Annotated in this window: 16 protein-coding genes; 8 read left to right on the forward strand and 8 right to left on the reverse strand. The window is 36.8% G+C overall.

Annotation, left to right across the window (positions count from 1 at the left end):
* The first annotated feature begins 71 nt into the window (after nt 1-71).
* The 4 genes from H344_RS20865 (at nt 72) to H344_RS0118900 (ending at nt 4,567) form a co-directional block, all read left to right on the forward strand.
* Nucleotides 72-1,283 (forward strand): sialidase family protein, encoded by a 1,212-nt coding sequence (locus H344_RS20865; RefSeq protein WP_051254408.1) that lies wholly within the window; start codon nt 72-74, stop codon nt 1,281-1,283.
* A gap of 55 nt (nt 1,284-1,338) precedes the next feature.
* Nucleotides 1,339-2,463, forward strand: a complete 1,125-nt coding sequence (locus H344_RS0118890) for a metallophosphoesterase family protein (protein ID WP_084148856.1) — start codon at nt 1,339-1,341, stop codon at nt 2,461-2,463.
* A 189-nt stretch (nt 2,464-2,652) separates the two neighbouring features.
* The gene (locus tag H344_RS0118895; RefSeq protein ID WP_026811692.1) at nt 2,653-3,924 is read left to right on the forward strand and encodes a hypothetical protein; all 1,272 of its coding nucleotides are present in this window, start codon (nt 2,653-2,655) and stop codon (nt 3,922-3,924) included.
* A gap of 4 nt (nt 3,925-3,928) precedes the next feature.
* The gene (locus H344_RS0118900) at nt 3,929-4,567 is read left to right on the forward strand and encodes a hypothetical protein (RefSeq protein ID WP_026811693.1); all 639 of its coding nucleotides are present in this window, start codon (nt 3,929-3,931) and stop codon (nt 4,565-4,567) included.
* Nucleotides 4,568-4,607: 40 nt separating this feature from the next.
* Here the strand turns inward: H344_RS0118900 and H344_RS0118905 are convergent, their stop codons facing one another.
* Nucleotides 4,608-5,456, reverse strand: coding sequence for an AraC family transcriptional regulator (locus H344_RS0118905; protein ID WP_026811694.1), 849 nt, complete (start codon nt 5,454-5,456; stop codon nt 4,608-4,610).
* A gap of 228 nt (nt 5,457-5,684) precedes the next feature.
* Between H344_RS0118905 and H344_RS0118910 the strand changes: the two genes are divergently transcribed.
* Both H344_RS0118910 and H344_RS0118915 read left to right on the forward strand, forming a co-directional pair.
* Nucleotides 5,685-6,608, forward strand: a complete 924-nt coding sequence (locus H344_RS0118910) for a dihydrodipicolinate synthase family protein (protein WP_026811695.1) — start codon at nt 5,685-5,687, stop codon at nt 6,606-6,608.
* A 250-nt stretch (nt 6,609-6,858) separates the two neighbouring features.
* A complete protein-coding gene (locus H344_RS0118915) occupies nt 6,859-8,301 on the forward strand; it encodes a PHP domain-containing protein (protein WP_026811696.1) in 1,443 nt (480 codons plus the stop codon).
* Between the two features lie 61 nt (nt 8,302-8,362).
* Here H344_RS0118915 and H344_RS0118920 read toward each other — a convergent pair whose 3' ends face one another.
* Nucleotides 8,363-9,238: a glycerophosphodiester phosphodiesterase family protein gene (locus H344_RS0118920; protein ID WP_026811697.1), complete on the reverse strand. Its 876-nt coding sequence runs from the start codon at nt 9,236-9,238 to the stop codon at nt 8,363-8,365.
* A 309-nt stretch (nt 9,239-9,547) separates the two neighbouring features.
* On the opposite strand from H344_RS0118920, the gene H344_RS0118930 reads away from it, so the two are divergent.
* On the forward strand, nt 9,548-11,077 hold the full coding sequence (locus H344_RS0118930; RefSeq protein WP_026811698.1) for a GH3 family domain-containing protein: 1,530 nt from the start codon (nt 9,548-9,550) through the stop codon (nt 11,075-11,077).
* A gap of 57 nt (nt 11,078-11,134) precedes the next feature.
* On the opposite strand, the gene H344_RS0118935 is transcribed toward H344_RS0118930, so the two are convergent.
* From H344_RS0118935 to H344_RS0118950, 4 genes are all read right to left on the reverse strand, one after another.
* Nucleotides 11,135-11,701 (reverse strand): hypothetical protein, encoded by a 567-nt coding sequence (locus tag H344_RS0118935; RefSeq protein ID WP_034257021.1) that lies wholly within the window; start codon nt 11,699-11,701, stop codon nt 11,135-11,137.
* A gap of 227 nt (nt 11,702-11,928) precedes the next feature.
* Nucleotides 11,929-12,921, reverse strand: coding sequence for a YpdA family putative bacillithiol disulfide reductase (locus H344_RS0118940; protein ID WP_026811700.1), 993 nt, complete (start codon nt 12,919-12,921; stop codon nt 11,929-11,931).
* Nucleotides 12,921-13,580, reverse strand: a complete 660-nt coding sequence (rpe, locus tag H344_RS0118945; RefSeq protein ID WP_026811701.1) for a ribulose-phosphate 3-epimerase — start codon at nt 13,578-13,580, stop codon at nt 12,921-12,923. Before rpe ends, H344_RS0118940 begins: the two co-directional genes overlap by 1 nt.
* A 139-nt stretch (nt 13,581-13,719) precedes the next feature.
* Complete coding sequence (locus H344_RS0118950; protein WP_026811702.1) at nt 13,720-14,955, reverse strand: DEAD/DEAH box helicase; 1,236 nt, start codon at nt 14,953-14,955, stop codon at nt 13,720-13,722.
* 141 nt (nt 14,956-15,096) lie between these two features.
* Between H344_RS0118950 and H344_RS20870 the strand changes: the two genes are divergently transcribed.
* On the forward strand, nt 15,097-16,050 hold the full coding sequence (locus H344_RS20870; RefSeq protein ID WP_034257023.1) for a sugar phosphate isomerase/epimerase family protein: 954 nt from the start codon (nt 15,097-15,099) through the stop codon (nt 16,048-16,050).
* A 167-nt stretch (nt 16,051-16,217) separates the two neighbouring features.
* Here H344_RS20870 and H344_RS0118960 read toward each other — a convergent pair whose 3' ends face one another.
* Together H344_RS0118960 and H344_RS0118965 are read right to left on the reverse strand one after the other, a co-directional pair.
* Nucleotides 16,218-17,081, reverse strand: coding sequence for a sigma-70 family RNA polymerase sigma factor (locus tag H344_RS0118960; protein WP_026811703.1), 864 nt, complete (start codon nt 17,079-17,081; stop codon nt 16,218-16,220).
* A gap of 184 nt (nt 17,082-17,265) precedes the next feature.
* Complete coding sequence (locus H344_RS0118965) at nt 17,266-19,485, reverse strand: polyribonucleotide nucleotidyltransferase (RefSeq protein WP_026811704.1); 2,220 nt, start codon at nt 19,483-19,485, stop codon at nt 17,266-17,268.
* Between the last annotated feature and the right edge of the window lie 148 nt (nt 19,486-19,633).

The following is a 19,633-nucleotide window of genomic DNA, read 5'->3' on the forward strand; positions in this document are numbered from 1 at the left end:
TTTAAATAACCTCTTTTTCATTGCATTTCATTAAAACCATTGAATCAATTTTCAATTTCTAATTTTTTAAAATGAAGCTATTTAGTGCTATCCAAAATTTGCCAGGAACCTTCCTATATTTTGTAGGGGTATTTTTTATCTCTGTTAGTCTGTTTGCTCAAAAACAGCAGTATGGGGAAGAATATATTTTTCCCTTTCAAGGGCAGCATGTGCATGCAAGTTCTATTGTGGAACTACCTAATGGAGACCTCTTATCATGTTGGTTTCAAGGTTCAGGGGAACGTAAATCCAATGATGTTGTAATAAATGGTTCTAAATTAAAAAAAGGAAGTAATAAATGGAGTGAGCCATTTTTATTGGCGGATACTCCCGGTCAACCCGATTGTAACCCGGTGCTTTTTTTGGATGCGAAAGGTAAATTATACCTTTTTTGGATTGTAGTTCAGGCGAATAGATGGGAACGATCTATTTTAAAATATAAGGTAGCTACGGATTATATGAAAGCAGATATTCCAAAATGGGAATGGCAAGATGTTATTTTATTAAAACCCGATGAAGCTTTTGAAAAGACTATAGAAGCGCAATTTAAGGCGATGCCTTCCCGAGGTTTAACATGGGCAGAATATGCACCTAAATATGAAAGCATGATTATAGAATCTGCTAAGGATAAGACCAAAAAAGAAACGGGGTGGATGACGCGAATTCATCCCACAGTACTTCCTTCTGGTCGTATTCTCTTACCACTTTACTCGGATGGCTATAATCTTTCCCTCATTGGTATTTCTGATGATAATGGTGCCACTTGGGAACCGAGTTTGCCTATAGTGGGCTATGGAAATATTCAGCCTAGTTTAGTGCAAAAGAAAGATGGAAGTCTAATAGCTTATATGCGTGATAATGGGGATGCTCCCGGACGAATTTTGGAAAGTATTTCTAAGGATGATGGGTATTCTTGGACCCCTGCTAGCGAATCTAATATTCCTAATCCAGGTACTAGTGTAGAGACCATTGTGCTTAAGAATGGGAATTGGATTATGGTCTATAATGATATTGAATCAGGAAGATATAGTTTGGCAGTAAGTGTTTCCGATGATGAAGGAAAAACGTGGAAGTGGACCCGAAATCTAGAAAATGAGATTAACAAAGAAGGCTCTTTTTCTTACCCCTCTATGATTCAATCCAAAGATGATTTAATCCATATTACGTATTCCTATCACCTCAAAGGAAATAAAACCATTAAACATGTGGCGTTTCCGCTAGAATGGGTAAAAGAAAATAAATGATGTAAAAAGGAAAAGTATCATAGAAAAGAAAAAACATTAAAATTTAAAATTGTAAATGATGAAAAAAGTTTTGCTCTTATTATGCTTATTAATCAGTGGTTATGGAATAGCACAAAAAGACCGTAAAATTGCATTCGGACCTTATATTCAACAAATGGGAACCAAGGATGCTACTATATGCTGGTCTACTAAAGTAAGTGAGCCTACCATCACGGATCCCGAAGGAAATGTAAAGATAGTTAGTGAATATAAACACCATAAAATTCATTTAGGTAGATTAAAGCCCAATACGGAATACACCTATGACGTACTTAATGATGGTACAGATGAAGGGAAAGGTACATTAACCACTTACCCTGAGGAAATAGCCCCGTTTAATTTTGTGGTAACTGGTGATTCTAGAAGTAGGCATGATGTACACGCTAAGGTGGTGGCTAAAATAATGGAAACCAATCCTAGGTTTATTGTTAATTCTGGGGATTTGGTATCCAATGGAAGATCGATAGAAGATTGGGAAGCATTTTTTGAGGTGAATAAAGAATTGATGCGCAATACACCTTACTATCCAGTACTAGGAAATCATGAAAAGGATTCTCCCTACTATTATGATCTTTTTGATCTTCCCAATAATGAGAAATACTACTACTTTACGGTTGGTGATGCCCTTATGATTGTTTTGGATAGTGAAGGAAAACAAATCTCTCAACCCGAATTTGTAACCGATAAAAATAGCGACGCCTTTTGGCAAGAAGCATTCTCAGATTATTTTAATACTCAGAAGAAGTGGTTAGAAAAAGTTTTAGAACTTAATAAAGAAGCTGGCTTTGTTTTTATTTTTCAACATAAACCCCTGTATAGTGTAATGAAAAATAGAAAAGCAGAAGCTGAGAGGACCAGAAAATTCTGGGGAGATATTTTTGAAAAACACAAGGTTCAGGTATTTTTTAACGGACATGATCATCATTACCATAGGGCCTATAAAAACGGAGTTCATTATGTGACTTCTGCCGGAGCTGGAGCCCCATTATATGATATAGACTTTAAACTTCCTGAAACAAAGAAATCTAGTAAAATAGAGCATTTCGTAAACGTAAAGGTAGAAAAAGACAAAGCCATTTTACTGGTGACCGATATAAACGGCAACGAAATAGAAACGGTAGAAGTTAAGAGACGAAAGTAAATTGTACTAATCACCAAACTCTGCTGATTAGACTGTTGAATTGTTCTATAGGCTACTTCCTAAGTGTAACCAATGACATCGGAACCAAATACTCTAAGAATATAATTTGGATTAGTGATGCCATGGGATCTGGGTTAATAAGTAGAAAAAACGTGTGAATAATATAGAAAGTAACCATAAAGAAATATTATGAAAACAGGCGCTTGGCGAGTCCCAATGCTATTTGTTGCCATGTCCTTAGCAACCGCATGGGCCATTCGGGGACAGTTTGGTCATGAGCAGGGTGCCGCATGGGCTGGTGCTATTGGGGGAGTTGCCTTGGTACTAGTCTCCCAACGCCAAGATTGGTATCGTAAAATAATGGTTATTGCCTTAGCTTCTGCAGTAGGTTGGGGAGCAGGTGGCATGATTAGCTACGGGATGATAGTGGGCTATGGCAAAGCAGATAATTTTATTAATGCCTACTACGGATTGGGGATGTTGTTCGTTATAGGCGGACTTTTTGGATTGTTGGGTGGTGGCTTAGTAGGTCTCGCTCTAGATTCCACTAAAGAAAAAAGAGTGAATTGGGGAGTCTTAATGGCTGAAATGACGGCAGGCGGACTCCTATCTTATTATCTCTTAGTAGAGCAAATAGGAATTAAAATGACTCCGCCAAGATCAGAAGCTTGGGCAGTATGTCTAGGAGCAGCACTAGCAATGCTATGGCATATGGCTAGGGAGGAAAGACATTCCCCAATGAGAGTAGCATTTTTCTCTATGTTAGGCGCAGGTATTGGTTTTGGTTTCGGTAATTTTTTACAAGTAATAGGGATCACAGCTAATGTGTCCTTTAATATGTGGAACGTTATGGAATATAGCATTGGATTTTTTGGAGGATTAGGGATGGCTTATGGTGTCTTCATTTCCAAATGGCCATTAGATATCCCCGAGCCTAAAAAGTGGGAAAAGTGGAGCGCATGGGGAGTAATAGCTGTATGTATACCCCTAATAGTTTATAGAGAATCCCTAAGCTATGAGCATCTGTCTAGACGATTAAAAGATTTACCTAACTTGGAGTCTCTTGCTACTACAAGTGCGGTGGTGGCAGCTGGGGTGCTTATAACAATGATGTTTTTACTGTATTGGCAATTGAAAAAAAACCGATTAGGGCAGAAAGAGGTTTTACATATCCTGTTCACTCTGTTGGTTCCCTATATGTTGGTAAGCTATATCGTGAAAGGGCTTTTTGGAGGCCTAATGGAACCTACCCATCATCTGTATTTGTTGAATATTTTAATACTGTTAATATTATTTCGTTTTGTTAAGGCACCTATTCCTTTTGGGAATCAAGAAAGGGTGTCTATAAAAATATGGATGTTCTATTTATTGGCTGCTATTGCATTTATGGCTTTGCTGGCATTCATGGCTATTAATGTACATGGCGATATAGGTGGACATAATAGATTTCTGTTAGACTAGGTTTATGACTAAAAAAAATAAAGGAAATAGCCTTGGTTTTATTATCCTTATCGTAATATTAGCCACGGCATATGCTGTTTTAAGATATCATATAATGGGTGGGATTCCTTGGAAGGATTTTCCCGTATTTGTATTAAATAAGGGAGTGTCCTTAGCCGCTATAACACTTCTTACTTTAAGTATTTCCATTAGACCCCTATCCACATTAGGCATTTCTATTTATGCTACAAGATCAGGGAAAAAGCTATTGGGAGTTGCCGGACTACTGCTGACTATCCTCCATGTTTTATTGAGCTTTTTGATTCTAAATCCTAATTATTTCCAAGTATTTTTTGAGGAAGACGGTACGTTGTCTGGTAGGGGATCAATAAGTTTATTGGCCGGAGGCCTTAGTTTTATAATGTTGGTAGTTTATCATCAATGTTTTAATAATGGGGGAGTAGGAAAGGAGCAATTAGTACAGTTTTTAATCTCCAAGAAGTTTATATTGAGTTTGTTATTTTTGTTTGGGGTGCATCTATTTTATTTGGGATATCATAATTGGTTCAGCACTGCCAATTGGAAAGGGGGTTTGCCTCCTATCACTTTAGTTTCTTTTGTAGTGGTTTTATTAGGCCTATTACTTAATTTATTTAGGAGGTAAAAACTTACTTTAAAAGTGCTTAGTACAATAGAGGGTAGGATTATCTAAAGGTTTTACGGTATTCGGAAGGGGTCTTTCCCATTATAAATTTAAAATAGTGATTAAAATTTGCGAGGTTGTTATAGCCGCTTTCAAAGCAAATTTGTGTAATCTGCTTATCGGTCTCTGCTAGTAACTTGGCAGCTATCCCTACTCTAACACTTTTTACGTACTCCATAAAGGTAAGGCTGGTCTTTTTCTTAAAGTATCTACAAAAACTACTAGGAGCCATATTTAAAACAGATGCGGCTTCTTCCAATTTTACTCCATCTTGTATATTTTGGAAAACATATTCATACACCTTGTTTATCTTATCTAGATTTTTCGAGAATATGGGGGTATTGCTGTTAGGGTTAGATAAGTTTTCCCTGTCTTCTTCTTGGATGAGATAGTTAAATATAGATAATAATTGAATATAATATTCTAAGCCGGTTAATAGGGTCATTTTTTCTAGAATAGACCGTATATAGGAGTCATCTTCTAGTTTAAAACGTAATCCTGTGTTCGATTGTTTTAATAAGTCTACCACTTGTTCTAATTCGGGCATTTTAAAAAAATCCGAATTTATGATGTCCTCTGAAAAATGGGTGACTATGCAAAAAGGATCTCTCCCTTTTTCCACGTCTAACACTTCCCAGCAATGTGGTAAATTAGGTCCCAAGAGTACCAAGTCTCCTTTTTCAAATCCAGAAATATTATCACCTACAATTCTCCTTCCAGAACCAGAAGTAATAAAATTTAATTCAAAGTTTTTATGAGAGTGAATTCTTGCATTAGATGCTAATGGCAATTTTCTTGAAATAAAGGAATGTTTGGTTGGGACATAGATATTCTCAAAAATAAATTCCATATTTAATTATATTGACATTATTGATACAATATAATTAATTAATTTGGAATAAAGGGTAAGATATAATGTAATTAGAACAATATTGTAGTGGTGTAAGGATTTAAATTCGGTTTAATTTGTGTAAGCCCTAATATGGTTAAAATGAAGATGTTAATAGGCTGTACTGTTTAAGCTTTATGGTTGCTATTAATTTTTGCCAGTTAACGGAGGACTTTTAAATATAAGCAAATGAATTTACCTATAAAAGGGGTTATCCCACCAATGGTTACTCCGCTCCAAGAGAATCTAGAACTAGACATTAATGGGTTAAATAATTTAGTACGTCATTTATTAAGTGGTGGTGTACACGGGATTTTTCTATTGGGGACATCGGGAGAGGGTCCTAGCTTAAGCTATGGAATTCGTAAGAAATTAATAACAGAAACGTGTAGGTTGGTAAATAATAAGGTTCCTATTCTTGTTGGGGTTACAGATACTTCCTTTGAAGAGACAATAGAACTTGCAACCCATGCTAAAAAAGCTGGAGCCGACGCCTTGGTGATAGCACCTCCCTTTTATCTTCCTATTTCGGAAAAAGAAATGATGGATTATTTAGAAAACTTAGCGCCGCAATTACCCTTGCCTTTTATGTTATATAATATGCCTAGCTGTACAAAACTTAACTTGACTATGAAAATAGTGAAGAAAGCCTGGGAGGTAGGAGCCATAGGAATAAAAGATAGTTCTGGTGATTTGTCATTTCTTTATATGTTGATTGAGGAGTTTAAAAAGGATCCCTCATTCTCCATTATGACGGGGACCGAATTATTCTTGCCAGAAACGATAATGAATGGAGGTCATGGTACGGTAGCTGGTGGTGCCAATTTTTTCCCTAGGCTGTTTGTAGAACTTTATGAAGCCACTCTGGAGAATGACTGTGAAAGGGTGAAGGCCCTACGCCAAGAAGTTATCAAGGTCCAAAATACCATTTATGAAGTGGGTAAATATTCCTCTAGACATATTAAGGGAATTAAAACGGCCTTGTCTGCTATGAACATTTGTCAAGATTATGTGGCAGAACCGCTGCAACGATTTAATGAGGAACAACAACATCAAATTAAAGAGTACGTGTTAGCATTTAAGAATTATAATACGGCAAATACTACACAATAACATCTAAACAATATTGTAGTTGTTTACTAGTGAGATTCTTATGTAAGTTATAATTATTTCCATACTTTTAAGTATCCTGAACTTCCCAGATAAGCCCGTAAGACAATCTTTGGTACGGGAGTGTTTGTTAAGATTGCAGTAGGTGCCGGTATAAATTAAGGCAAGGCGTAATCGGCAGGGTGAATTAATGGAGTTTTAGTCGTTGTATAAATGAGCGGACTTTCCTTCTGCAGAAAGTAATTTTTTAAACATGGAAAATAAATTTAGGCAGGTGAAATTATCTGGAGTTGCTCTTGCTTTTTTCATTCTATTTTTAGTCTTGTTTTTTCCTTTTCCAATAGAAATTATAGATGCGTTAACATTACAGCCTGTTGCTGACTACAGTATTCATATTTCGCTATGGAGAATGGTTTTTGAGCCATTCCTAGGGCCATTACTCTTTTTTAATCGTGCTGTAGATCCCTTAGGTGAAATACCAGCTGCCATTCTATGGGTTTTAATCCTGTATTGTATTTATAGGTTAATACAATTAAAAAGCCTACCCTCTAAATTTTTAAAAAGGAAAGAAATATTAGGCATGTTTGGAAACCTTCCCATATTGGTAGGGATAGGGTTTGCTTTTTTTCTTATCATTTTATTTATCCCTTTGCCAAGTAATACCATAGTAAATAATTCCGAGAATGATATTTTGGTGACCACTCATTCTCATACAGAATACAGTCATGACGGACTTACCACACAAATGAACATGTGGAAGTGGCATAAAAGAAATGGATTTGACGCTTTTTTTATTACTGATCATGCTAATTATAATAAAACGCTAGAATTTTCCCAGCAACAGCGGGATAACAAATTTCCATTAAAGCCATTAGTTATGGTGGGGCAAGAACATTCCGGTTCTAACCACATGAGCCTTTTGGGGCTCGATGGAAGTTTCCAAACCCAAGGGCAACCAGACTCCAGCATTGTTAAGCTAACACATAAAAATGGCGGTGCCGTTATTATTAATCATTGGTTTGATGGTAAGGGAAAAGAAAAGGAGTTTTATAAAGCGTTGGGTGTAGATGGATTTGAAATTGAAAATGTAGGTAAGGAGTTATATTATAAGCGCACATTATTTCAGGAGCTTAAACAATATTGTGAAGATAATGGCCTCATTATGGTAGGTGGGTTGGACTATCACGGCTATGGAAGGAAATGCGCCATTTGGAATGCCCTTGCTATTCCTAATTGGCATAATATGGATATAGCCTCTAAAGAGAGCTCTATACTCAAGATCTTACGAGATAGGGATCAGAGTAAGCTAAGGGTGCTTATGTACCGGGATCGACCGCTCTACGAGGAAATGCCCCTATTAATCGGTCCGCCTGTAACTGTTATTAATTATTTTAGAACGCTAAAAGGGTATCAAGTAGCATCTTGGATAATATGGTGGGCTATTTTTCAGATGGTCCTAAAGTTTAGAATAGGACGGGATATGGCTAGTAATAATGCTTTACCAATTTGGGGAGCAATTAGCGCTTTGTTTATGTTGCTTTTGGGATTATTTTATTTTACAAGAGGCCTAGCCATAGAAGGACATACCAAGTTATATGGGGAGTACAGTACACTCCTATTTATTATAGGAGGTGCTTTTATACTATATTCTGCCACTATGATATATAGAAGATTCTTCCGGAAGGCTGAAAACTAAGAGTGAAATTACCAAACCTCTGCGTTATAGCATTAGCTATTAAATAATTAATAAGGTGTATTTATCTATGGAGGTTACGTGCTCTCAGGTACTTTAAAAGTGCCTCTGGTAAATCGGTTTGTATTACATTAACATACTTTTTGCTCAATAAAGCATCAAATCCAGCATTTTTTTTCACTCCTTCCATAGTGTCATATTTTCCTAACGCATTAATCCAAACTCTTGCCCCGGAGTCTATTATTTTACGCATTGCTCGATCTTTATAATAGCTTTCATCTATATGAATAATATCTATATCATTCATTTTTAGAATCCTTCTAACATCTTTTCTAGAATAGGCTCTTGGCATTACTCGGATCTTGCGATTCAGGCTTTGTAGGGTAGGAGTTTCATTATAATCATAAAGGAAGAATAGAATCTGGTTCTCCATTCCATAATGTTGAATTAGCGAATAGGTTTTCTCAATGGAAGCCATGTCTTCCAATTTGAAATCGATATCGATAAGTACTTTTCCTTTGGTCAATTGCAACACCTCCTCAAAGGTAGGAATACGCTCCAGGGTAAGACTATCCATATGTATTAAACGTAGTTTTTTTAGTTCTTCTAAAGTATAGTCACCTACTTTTCCACTTCCGTTGGTAGTCCTATCTAAAGTGCGATCGTGCAAAATAACGAGCTCACCATCTTTACTTTTTCTAATATCCAATTCAATTATATCTACACCTATGCGGATGCTTTCCTTAATTGCTGCCAAAGAGTTTTCTGGATAATACTCATTTGTGGCTCTATGGGCAGCCACTAAAACGCGATCGGGTTTGTTGTGAAAGTCGAATAGTATGCTATCTAAATTAGCTTCTTGAGCATATAATCCAAGAGATAGAAAAAGAAATAGAAGAACCGGAATTCTTTTGGTTATTAAAGAGGAGCAATTTTTCATTTAAGGTTAAAATTTGTTGGTTTTATTGCTATCAAACTGAGGTAAGCCTTAGAACAATAGATTTACGATGTTAATATTTAATAGGGCTTATCATTGAATAGGGTTTACTAATATAGCTAATCTTTAATTGTATGAGTAATAGGATATTGCTGTTTTTTTGTTGTTTTTATGCCTGTTTTTGGGTAAAATATAAAGAGGGTAAGGATTTGCTGTTTACGGGATAAAGCAAGGGGCTTTTTAATAGCATCAATATAATTAGTGTCCGAGTTCATCAGTTATAAAATACTCCTATATTTTTATAAGTAAAAAATGGCGATAGTAGGCAGTATAGTTAAGGGATTCCTAGATTTAAGAGATCAATTGGTTAGTGAAAAGAATCCTGTGGATTCGCAAAAAGAGGTGCTAAGCAAGCTTTTAGAGACGGCAAAGGAAACCGATTTTGGAAAGCATTATAAGTTCGATGAAATTTTACAATCCCCAGATCTAGAAAGAACCTTCGCAGATAAAGTGCCTTATTTTGACTATAATAAGATGAACTCGGAGTGGTGGTTTAAAATCCACGAGGGAGCAAAAGATGTAAGTTGGCCAGGGAAGCCAGACTATTTTGCGTTGAGTTCTGGAACAACGGGAAAAACTAGCAAACGTATTCCGGTTACTAATGATATGATTAAAGCCATTAAGGATGCTGGTATAAAGCAAGTATATGCTTTGGCCAATTTTGATCTTCCTGCCGATTTCTATGAAAAAGATATAATGATGCTGGGGAGTTCTACTGATTTGGATAATGTAGATGAACATTTAGAAGGAGAAATCAGTGGAATTAGTGCGAGTAAAATTCCTGGATGGTTTAGAGGGTATTATAAGCCAGGAGAGGAAATTGCAGAAATAGACGATTGGGACGAACGCGTAAATAAGATTGCAGAAAAAGCGACCGAATGGGACATAGGAGCGTTAAGCGGTATTCCATCATGGATGGAGCTAATGCTAAAGGAGGTTATTAAGAAGCACAATCTTAATAATATCCACGAGCTGTGGCCAAACCTACAAGTATACACCTCCGGAGGAGTGGCATTTTCGCCTTATGAAAAAAGTTTTAATGCCTTATTAGGCAAACCAATCACTGTTATTGATACTTATTTGGCTTCCGAAGGGTTTATAGCATTTCAGGCTAGACCAGAAACAAACGCTATGCAATTAGTGACTGATGGGGGAATTTATTTTGAGTTTGTTCCATTTAAACCAGAATATATTGATCAAAATGGTGCCTTAGTAAAAGATGCTCCTTGTATTCCCTTGTCTGACGTAGAATTGAATCAGGATTACGTGTTAATTATAAGTACTGTTTCTGGTGCTTGGCGTTATGTCATTGGAGATACTATAGAGTTCACAGATGTAGAGCGCGCAGAAATAAAGATAACTGGTCGGACTAAGTTTTTTCTTAATGTAGTGGGGTCTCAGCTATCTGTGAATAAAATGGATGATGCTGTGAACCACCTGGAGGATCAGTTTTCTATAAAAATACCAGAGTACACCATCTGCGCTAAAAAGATTGATGGAGAGTTTCACCATTGTTGGTATCTAGGTGTGGATGCACAAATAGATGAGCAGGAAACAGCAGAAAGCTTAGATAATTTTCTTAAAGAAGCCAATAAAAATTATAAAGTGGCCCGTTCAAAAGCATTAAAGGGTGTAAAAGTAACTGGGGTGCCAGTTTCAATGTTCCATGAATGGAATGCTGCCAATAAAAAGAAAGGCGGACAGGTTAAAATGGAACGTGTAATGGGAGAAGAGAAGTTTGTAGAATGGGAAAAGTTTGTTGAAAAAAATAGACACTCCTAACTAACTTAAACTATTTTTTAGGAGCACTTACTCAGTTGTTTTAATGGCAACATCAGATTATTTGTCCTCCATTTCTGCTACTAAAATCATAATTTCCTCAGGAGATAAATAATATTTTTTTATTCGATCTTTATAATCCTGTTCAATATCGGCGTGGTCTAATATAAAATTTTTAGTATCTAAAATATAGTCGCCCATTCCGTGGGATACCGCATAGGTGTCCGCAGCACGTTCCGCTTCTTTTATATAGGAACCAGAGAGGAAGTATTTAATTCCAAACCAGAATAAATTAAGACTGCTGCGATTCTTGTAATCTATAATATGTCCTAACTCGTGTCCAAGCCACCCAATCATGATATTTGGGTCAATGGATTTAGTGTGGAATTCTTTCCCCGAAATTTTAAATTTTTCACTTATTAGGATAACATATTTTCTCTTCTTCCTAGACCCAAAAAGACTCCAGAATTTAGGTTGGGCCATCATGGTAGATTTTTTGATGTTTTTTTTAAACTTTACGGTAATTGGAGTATCTGCCAATTCGGGATAATAAGTAAGAGCAGTAGCTACTTCATTTTTTATGGATTGGGGTACAATATGTTGTGCATTTAAAGAAACTAAAGTCATAAAAAAAGTAAATGTTAATAGAATTCTCATCTGGATTCTCAATGATTTCTCGTTAGATGTAGTATAAGATAAAGAAAAAAAAATGCGCACAGAATAGCATTTGCTATCGCATTAATAAATATTGGAAACGGGTTAAGGAAAGGGTAGTGAAGGGGTGTTCTTAACTCCTGAGGGGTAATATCCCCTGTTTGTAAAATAAAAAACAGGGGATAATAATCTTAAAATAATTAATTAGCTACAGTTGTCTTTTGCGCTTTTATTTTGTTTTCAATATGGTTTATAATCATAGGAGCATGAATTCTAGAATTTTCTATAAACCATTTGTGAGTTTCCATTCCGCCACATATTACTCCAGCTAAATAGATGCCAGGAACATTGGTTTCCATAGTTTCAGGATTGTAACTTGGTAGTTTCTTATAGTCTTCAGATAAATGAATTCCCAATTTTTCTAAGAAACTGAAATTTGGCATATATCCCGTCAAGGCCAATACATAATCGTTCTCTATAGCTATGTTGCCTTCTGGAGTTTCTATATGTATTTCATCGTCGGTAATTTCCTTTACATTGCTGTTGTAATAGGCTTTTATACTCCCTTCGCTAATCCTGTTTACAATATCTGGTCTCACCCAATATTTAACACGTTCTCCAATTTCTGGTCCACGTATAATCATAGTAACATCGGCACCTTTTCGGTAGCATTCTAAAGCAGCATCCACAGAGGAGTTACTGGCTCCAATTACCGCTACTTTCTGACTGGAATAGTAGTGTGGATCTTTATAGTAATGAGAAACTTTTTCCAAATCTTCTCCAGGGACATTCATCTTATTAGGAATATCATAAAATCCGGTAGCTACAATAATATTATCCGTTCTATAAGTGTCTTTTGTGGTGTTTACAAGGAACAGATCATTGGATTCATCAATAGCGTTTACCTTCTCAAATAATTGAATGTTCAACTGATTAGAGGTTACTATTCTTCGATAATATTCTAGGGCTTCATTCCTCTTAGGCTTAGCCTCTATACTGATAAAAGGGATATTATCTATTTCTAGTTTTTCCGAAGAGGAAAAAAACTGCATGTTTAGAGGGTAGTTGTAAAGTGAGTTAACGATACATCCTTTCTCTATAATTACATAGGAGAGCCCTTTCTTCTGAGCTTCCAATCCACATGCTATTCCTATTGGTCCTCCACCGATAATAATAATATCAAAATCCTTCATTATCCTACTAATTCTTTTAATTCTGTAATTGTTTTTGAGGGGTTGTCGCTTTTAAAAATAAAACTACCTGCAACTAGAACATCTGCTCCGGCATCTATAAGCTGCTTAGCATTTTCTGAGGTTACTCCGCCATCTATTTCTATTATGGTATGTGCCTTCTTACGGTTAATTAAGGCCTTTAAATCCCTAATTTTATTATAGGTGTTTTCTATAAAAGTTTGCCCTCCAAATCCTGGGTTTACACTCATAATCAATACCAAGTCAATATCTTCAATAGTATCTTCTAAAAGGCTAATATTGGTATGTGGATTAATAGCTACCCCAGCGGTCATACCCTCATTTTTTATTGCTTGTAGGGTTCTGTGTAAATGTGTGCAAGCCTCATAGTGGACGGTAAGGTTATTTGCCCCTAATTGTGCAAATGTTTTTATATACCTGTCCGGATCTACGATCATTAGATGTACATCTATGGTTTTTGTGGCATGGGCGGTAATAGCTTTTAAAACCGGCATGCCAAAGGAAATGTTAGGTACAAAGACCCCATCCATTATATCTATATGGAACCAATCTGCGTCACTACTATTCACCATTTCTATGTCTTTCTGTAGATTGGCGAAATCGGCTGCTAATATGGAAGGAGCAATAAGTTTTTTATCCATTCTTAATCGTCTGATATTTTATTATATAAAGATAGTGAATTTGCTAGGTTCTACTAAATCGACCTATATTTTTGGATTGGGAAATCTAATTGTGAATACCCGTAATATTAGTATTATCTAGCTCATAGGCAGGGAAATATTAATACCAGCGTTTCTTTTTCTTTTTAGATGCTATAGATTTTCTTCCCTTTCTGTGTTTACTACCCTTGCGTTTATGTACTTCTGGCTTGGCGTTGGGGGCTAATGGGAAGGGGTTGTCCTCTACCACGTCTATATGTTTTTGCATTAGCTTTTGTATGCTAATCAGATATTCCTTTTCTTCTGCAGAGCAAAAAGAATATGACGTTCCGCTTTGTCCTGCTCTTCCCGTTCTCCCAATACGGTGAACATAGGTTTCAGGAATATTAGGTAGATCAAAATTCAATACGTTGTCTAAATGATCTATATCTATCCCTCTAGCAGCTACATCGGTTGCAATAAAGATATTGACTTCCTTATTCTTAAATCGTTTTAGTGCTTCCTGCCTATCTATCTGGGACATATCCCCGTGTAAAGTTTCTACTTTGTAATTGTTATCAAGCAGTCTTTGTTCTAGTTTATCTACTCCAAATTTGGTCCTTCTAAAGATGAGAATATTGCCTTTTATGGTATTTTCTAAAAGGTGTAGGCATAATTCTATCTTCTTAGATTTTGGTGTGTAATACAGTAACTGGTGTACTCTTGCAGCAGCCAAGGAAGTGGGAGTGATAGCAACTTCTGTAGGGTCTTTTAAAATGCTGTTCGCCAATTGAACCACTTTGTAGGGAATGGTAGCCGAAAAGAGAAGGGTCTGCTTTCCCGAAGGACAGAGTCGCTCTATCTTATTAACATCGTCTATAAAACCCATATCTAACATTAGGTCGGCTTCATCCAAGACAAGGGTTCTTACGTAATCTAAATTTACTAATCCTTGTTTATGCAAATCTAAAAGTCTACCTGGGGTAGCAACAAGAATATCTACGCCTTTTTTTAGTTCCGCAATCTGTGGTTCCATAGCGGTACCTCCATAGACAACAGTGGAAACAAGATCACTGTATTTGCCGTAATCTTTAAAGCTTTCTTGAATCTGGACTGCCAACTCTCTAGTAGGGCTTACAATTAAAGCTTTTATTTTCTTCCCCTTTTTAGCGCCTTCCTGGTTGTTGAATAACAGTTGTAAGGTGGGTAGTGCATAAGCAGCGGTTTTCCCAGTTCCTGTTTGTGCCGAAACAATTACGTCTTTCCCTTCTAAAATTAAGGGAATAGCCTTTTCCTGTACTGGAGTTGGGACATTGTAGTGTTTCTCAGCAACGGCTCTTAAAAGTGGTTTGTTAAGCTTTAATTCCTTGAAATTCATGCATTTTATTTATAATAATATGGATGCAAAGATACATCTTAATCCTTGTATTTTAGGGGTAACCGATACTTTTTGATTTAAAAGAGTATAGCATTATTCACTATATTTAGAAAGAGTAATAACCAAGAAAACTATAAGATTATGGATAGAAGAAAATTTATGCAAGGAGCTGCTTTGGTGAGCGCAGGTACAGCCTTTAGTAGTTTTAGTCCTATTCGCGGGGCAACAGATTTAAAAAACACCAAAAAAATTAAGCATAATCCTATTGGGGTATCTTCCTATTCTTTTTGGCAATTTAATGGGCCTAAGGAAGACGTATCTATGGAGTATTGTATAGATAAGGCTGCAGCAATGGGTTTTGATGGGATAGAGCTTTTATTGGTTCAGATGAGTTCTGAAGAGAATAGCTATTTGCAAAAGCTTAAAAAACGCGCTTTTCATGCAGGGTTAGACCTAATGGGGTTTTCTACCCACCAGGGATATGTTAGCCCCGAAAAAAGTGCTCGTGATGAAAATGTGGCAAAGACTATCCATCAAATTGAGTTGGCTTATAAGTTGGGGATTCCCACGATGCGATTAAATACGGGGCGCTGGGGAACATCTGGTTCTTTTAATGAACTTATGGCTAATAAAGGTATAGAATCGCCTATAGAAGGTTATACAGATGAGGATGCCTTTGTTTGGGTGATTGATGCTATAGAGCAATGTTTGCCTGTAGCAGAGAAATGCGGAGTAGTGTTAGGCTTAGAAAACCATTGGGGGCTGGGGAGGACCGCAGAGGGCGTAAAGCGAATTGTAGATAGTATAGACAGTCCTTGGTTGCAGGTGACTTTAGATACTGGTAATTTTTTAGAAAATAGAGAGGAACAGCTAAAATTACTCGCACCGCAGGCGTTTTTAGTACAAGCTAAAACCTATTATGGAGGTGGTAAATGGTATACCTTAGACATAGACTACCCTAAAATTGGACAGATAATGCGCGATAATAATTATCGTGGATATATTTCTCTAGAATTTGAGGGGAATGAGTCTCCAGAAACAGCAGTTCCAAAAAGTTTAGAAGTGTTGAGAGATTCTTTTTATTATGAATTATAATATTCCATAATGCAATTAAATGAAAAACTCCGGTAATCAGCCGGAGTTTATTCATCAATCAAAAAACGAACAGTCATGATAACTGTTGTTAACGGTACAATTTACGATTTTTACTACATATTTCCAATTATGGTGTTGAAATGAGTAAAAATTTAAATTGATTGGAGTTACCCAAGGTATGTTTTAAGAATCTTGCTTCTAGAGGTATGTTTTAACCTTCTAATTGCTTTCTCTTTTATTTGACGTACTCTTTCTCTAGTAAGGTCAAATGTTTCTCCTATTTCCTCTAAAGTCATTGAATGTTGACCAGCTAGGCCAAAATATAAACGGATTACATCTGCTTCCCTAGGGGTTAAGGTTTCTAAGGCTCTTTCTATTTCTGTCCTTAATGATTCGTGCAATAGTTCTTTATCCGGATTAGGAGATTCCCCACTACGCAATACGTCATAAAGGTTAGAATCTTCACCGTCTATTAAGGGAGCATCCATGGATACATGGCGACCCGAGTTTTTAAGGGATTGCTTTACGTCATCAACGGTCATATCCAATTCCTTAGCAATTTCTTCTGGAGAAGGCTGTCTTTCATGTGCTTGCTCCAAGAAGGCAAAAGTCTTGTTTATTTTGTTGATAGATCCAATTTTGTTTAATGGCAATCTTACAATTCTAGATTGTTCTGCCAAAGCTTGTAAAATGGACTGACGAATCCACCAAACTGCATAAGAGATAAATTTAAATCCCCTAGTTTCATCAAAACGCTGGGCAGCCTTTATCAGGCCAAGGTTACCTTCATTAATTAAATCGGGAAGTGTTAAACCTTGATTTTGATATTGTTTTGCAACGGATACCACAAATCGTAAGTTGGCCTTGGTGAGTTTTTCAAGTGCAATCTGATCACCTGCCTTGATTCTTTGCGCCAATTCCACTTCCTCATCTGCAGTAATCAGGTCTACCTTTCCAATTTCTTGTAGGTATTTGTCCAAAGAAGCAGTTTCCCTATTGGTAACTTGTTTTGTAATTTTAAGCTGTCTCATCGAAATTTTTTCCTTTCTAAATTAAGTGCACTAATCATAAGCTGCAATAGTTATACGTAGGAAAGTTAGAAATGTTACAATTAGTCTGTATTATTTTTGAATTTTGTCCGTTCAACATGAAAAAAGCCCCGTTTTCACAAAATATTTGGAAAACGGGGCTTTTAGTATGGTGACTATTTTTTAATTAGTCTCTTCTAGGTTTGCGATCTCTATCTCTATTTCTATCGTTTCCCCTGTCATTTCTACCGCGATCTTCGCGTGGTGGTCTTGCCACATATCCTTCAGGTTTTGGTAAAATAGCTTTTCTAGATACCTTTTCCTTTCTAGTTCTTGGATCTACACCAAAGTATTTAACATCAAAAACATCTCCCATGTTTACCACATCGGAAACATTTTCGGTGCGTTCCCATGCCAATTCAGAAACGTGAAGCAATACTTCGTTGCCTGGGGCATCTGTGTATTCTACTACCGCTCCAAAATCTAGCATTTTGATCACTTTTACTTCGTATACACTACCAACTTCTGGCTTAAATAGTAAAGAATCTATTTTTGCTAATACAGCATCAATACCCTCACTACCTACACCTAAAATTTCAACAATTCCCTCTTCAGTAACAGGGTCTTCATTGATAACGATAGTAGTATCAGTTTCTTTTTGTAATTCTTGAATTACTTTTCCACCAGGTCCAATTAAAGCACCAATAAACTCGTTAGGTATACGTCTTGTAATCATTTTAGGAGCATGAGCCTTAACATCTGCAGCTGGAGTGGAGATAGTTTCGGTCAATTTCTCTAGGATATGTAAACGACCATTACGTGCTTGCTTCAACGCATTCACTAATATTTCGTAAGACAATCCTTTTACTTTAATGTCCATCTGACATGCAGTAATACCGTCTGCGGTTCCAGTAACTTTAAAGTCCATATCTCCTAAGTGATCTTCATCACCTAAAATATCAGACAATACAGCGTACTTTCCAGATTCGCTATCAGAAATTAATCCCATAGCAATACCAGAAACAGGCTTCTTTAGCTGAATACCAGCATCCATAAGTGCCATTGTACCAGCACAAACTGTAGCCATAGAAGAGGAACCGTTAGATTCTAATACTTCAGATACTACCCTTACGGTATAAGCACACTCATCAGGAACCATTCCTTTTAATGCACGTTGTGCCAGGTTACCGTGTCCTATCTCTCTACGAGATGTTCCGCGAATAGGTCTTGCTTCCCCAGTTGAAAATGGAGGGAAGTTATAATGTAAATAGAAACGCTCTTCACCTTCATAAGATGGCATATCTATCTGGTTAGCTTCTCTAGAAGTACCTAAGGTAACTGTTGCCAAGGCTTGAGTTTCTCCTCGTGTAAAGATTGCAGAACCGTGTGTAGAAGGTAAATAATCTACCTCACACCAGATAGGTCTAATCTCGTCAGTCTTACGACCATCTAAACGAAGACCTTCATTTAAAGTAAGGTCTCTTACCGCTTCTTTCTCTGCTTGGTTGTAATATTTGGAAATCATTGATCCGTAATCTTCAACTTCCTCTTCAGAGAAACTAGCTTTAACTTCTTCCTTTATAGCTTCAAAGGCAGCAGTTCTTTCTTGTTTAGAAGAACCTGCTTTTGCAACAGCATATACCTTATCATAAGCCATATCGTGGATCTTCTTGGCTAGGTCAGCATCTTCTCTTTCTCCTTCGTACTCACGAACTTCTTTCTTTCCAAATGCCTCTGCCAATCTTACTTGTGCAGCACATTGTACTTTAATAGCTTCATGAGCAAACTTAATAGCCTCAGCCATTTCTTCTTCAGAAATCTCATCCATTTCACCTTCCACCATCATTACAGAATCGGCAGAAGCACCAATCATCATATCGATGTCGGACTCTGCTAATTGTGCGCGAGTTGGATTAATGATAAATTCGCCGTTAACGCGACCAACTCTAGCTTCAGAGATTGGACATTCAAACGGGAAATCTGATAACTGAATAGCAGCAGAAGCAGCTAATCCAGCCATAGCATCTGGCATAACATCTTCATCATGAGACATTAATTGGATCATTACCTGAGTTTCAGCATGATAATCCTTTGGGAAAAGTGGACGCAATACGCGGTCTACCAATCTCATGGTTAATACTTCCCCATCACTAGGTCTTGCTTCTCTCTTAAAAAAGCCACCTGGATAACGTCCTGATGCTGCAAATTTTTCACGGTAATCTACTGTAAGTGGAAGGAAATCCACATCACCTTGTTTGTAATTGGAAACAACTGTACATAACAACATACATTTTCCTGACTGAACAACAACAGAACCATGTGCCTGTTTTGCTAATTTTCCGGTTTCGATAGAAATTTCCCTACCGTCCCCGAGGTCGATGACCTCTTTAAATACTTTTGGTATCATAAATACGAATTAAAACCTACCTCTTTGTAGGCCTGTTAAACAATGGTCTTTCGTCTGTAAAGACGATGTTGTTGTGTTGTAGTTGTTGTTGACCAATGAAAAACTGTGTGTAAGCTTTTTATTTTGCCCTTAAAAATAAACCAAGGGA

This window comes from Arenibacter latericius DSM 15913 (genome assembly GCF_000424985.1).
Lineage (GTDB): Bacteria > Bacteroidota > Bacteroidia > Flavobacteriales > Flavobacteriaceae > Arenibacter > Arenibacter latericius.

Excerpts from the sequence above, each read along its gene's own strand:
- H344_RS0118915 (WP_026811696.1), top strand. The coding sequence starts at position 6,859 with ATGGAAAATAAATTTAGGCAGGTGAAATTATCTGGAGTTGCTCTTGCT.
- H344_RS0118900 (WP_026811693.1), top strand. The coding sequence starts at position 3,929 with ATGACTAAAAAAAATAAAGGAAATAGCCTTGGTTTTATTATCCTTATC.
- H344_RS0118910 (WP_026811695.1), top strand. The coding sequence starts at position 5,685 with ATGAATTTACCTATAAAAGGGGTTATCCCACCAATGGTTACTCCGCTC.
- H344_RS0118940 (WP_026811700.1), bottom strand. The coding sequence starts at position 12,921 with ATGAAGGATTTTGATATTATTATTATCGGTGGAGGACCAATAGGAATA.
- H344_RS0118905 (WP_026811694.1), bottom strand. The coding sequence starts at position 5,456 with ATGGAATTTATTTTTGAGAATATCTATGTCCCAACCAAACATTCCTTT.
- rpe (WP_026811701.1), bottom strand. The coding sequence starts at position 13,580 with ATGGATAAAAAACTTATTGCTCCTTCCATATTAGCAGCCGATTTCGCC.
- H344_RS20865 (WP_051254408.1), top strand. The coding sequence starts at position 72 with ATGAAGCTATTTAGTGCTATCCAAAATTTGCCAGGAACCTTCCTATAT.
- H344_RS0118890 (WP_084148856.1), top strand. The coding sequence starts at position 1,339 with ATGATGAAAAAAGTTTTGCTCTTATTATGCTTATTAATCAGTGGTTAT.
- H344_RS0118950 (WP_026811702.1), bottom strand. The coding sequence starts at position 14,955 with ATGAATTTCAAGGAATTAAAGCTTAACAAACCACTTTTAAGAGCCGTT.
- H344_RS0118930 (WP_026811698.1), top strand. The coding sequence starts at position 9,548 with ATGGCGATAGTAGGCAGTATAGTTAAGGGATTCCTAGATTTAAGAGAT.
- H344_RS20870 (WP_034257023.1), top strand. The coding sequence starts at position 15,097 with ATGGATAGAAGAAAATTTATGCAAGGAGCTGCTTTGGTGAGCGCAGGT.
- H344_RS0118935 (WP_034257021.1), bottom strand. The coding sequence starts at position 11,701 with ATGACTTTAGTTTCTTTAAATGCACAACATATTGTACCCCAATCCATA.
- H344_RS0118895 (WP_026811692.1), top strand. The coding sequence starts at position 2,653 with ATGAAAACAGGCGCTTGGCGAGTCCCAATGCTATTTGTTGCCATGTCC.
- H344_RS0118920 (WP_026811697.1), bottom strand. The coding sequence starts at position 9,238 with ATGAAAAATTGCTCCTCTTTAATAACCAAAAGAATTCCGGTTCTTCTA.
- H344_RS0118960 (WP_026811703.1), bottom strand. The coding sequence starts at position 17,081 with ATGAGACAGCTTAAAATTACAAAACAAGTTACCAATAGGGAAACTGCT.
- H344_RS0118965 (WP_026811704.1), bottom strand. The coding sequence starts at position 19,485 with ATGATACCAAAAGTATTTAAAGAGGTCATCGACCTCGGGGACGGTAGG.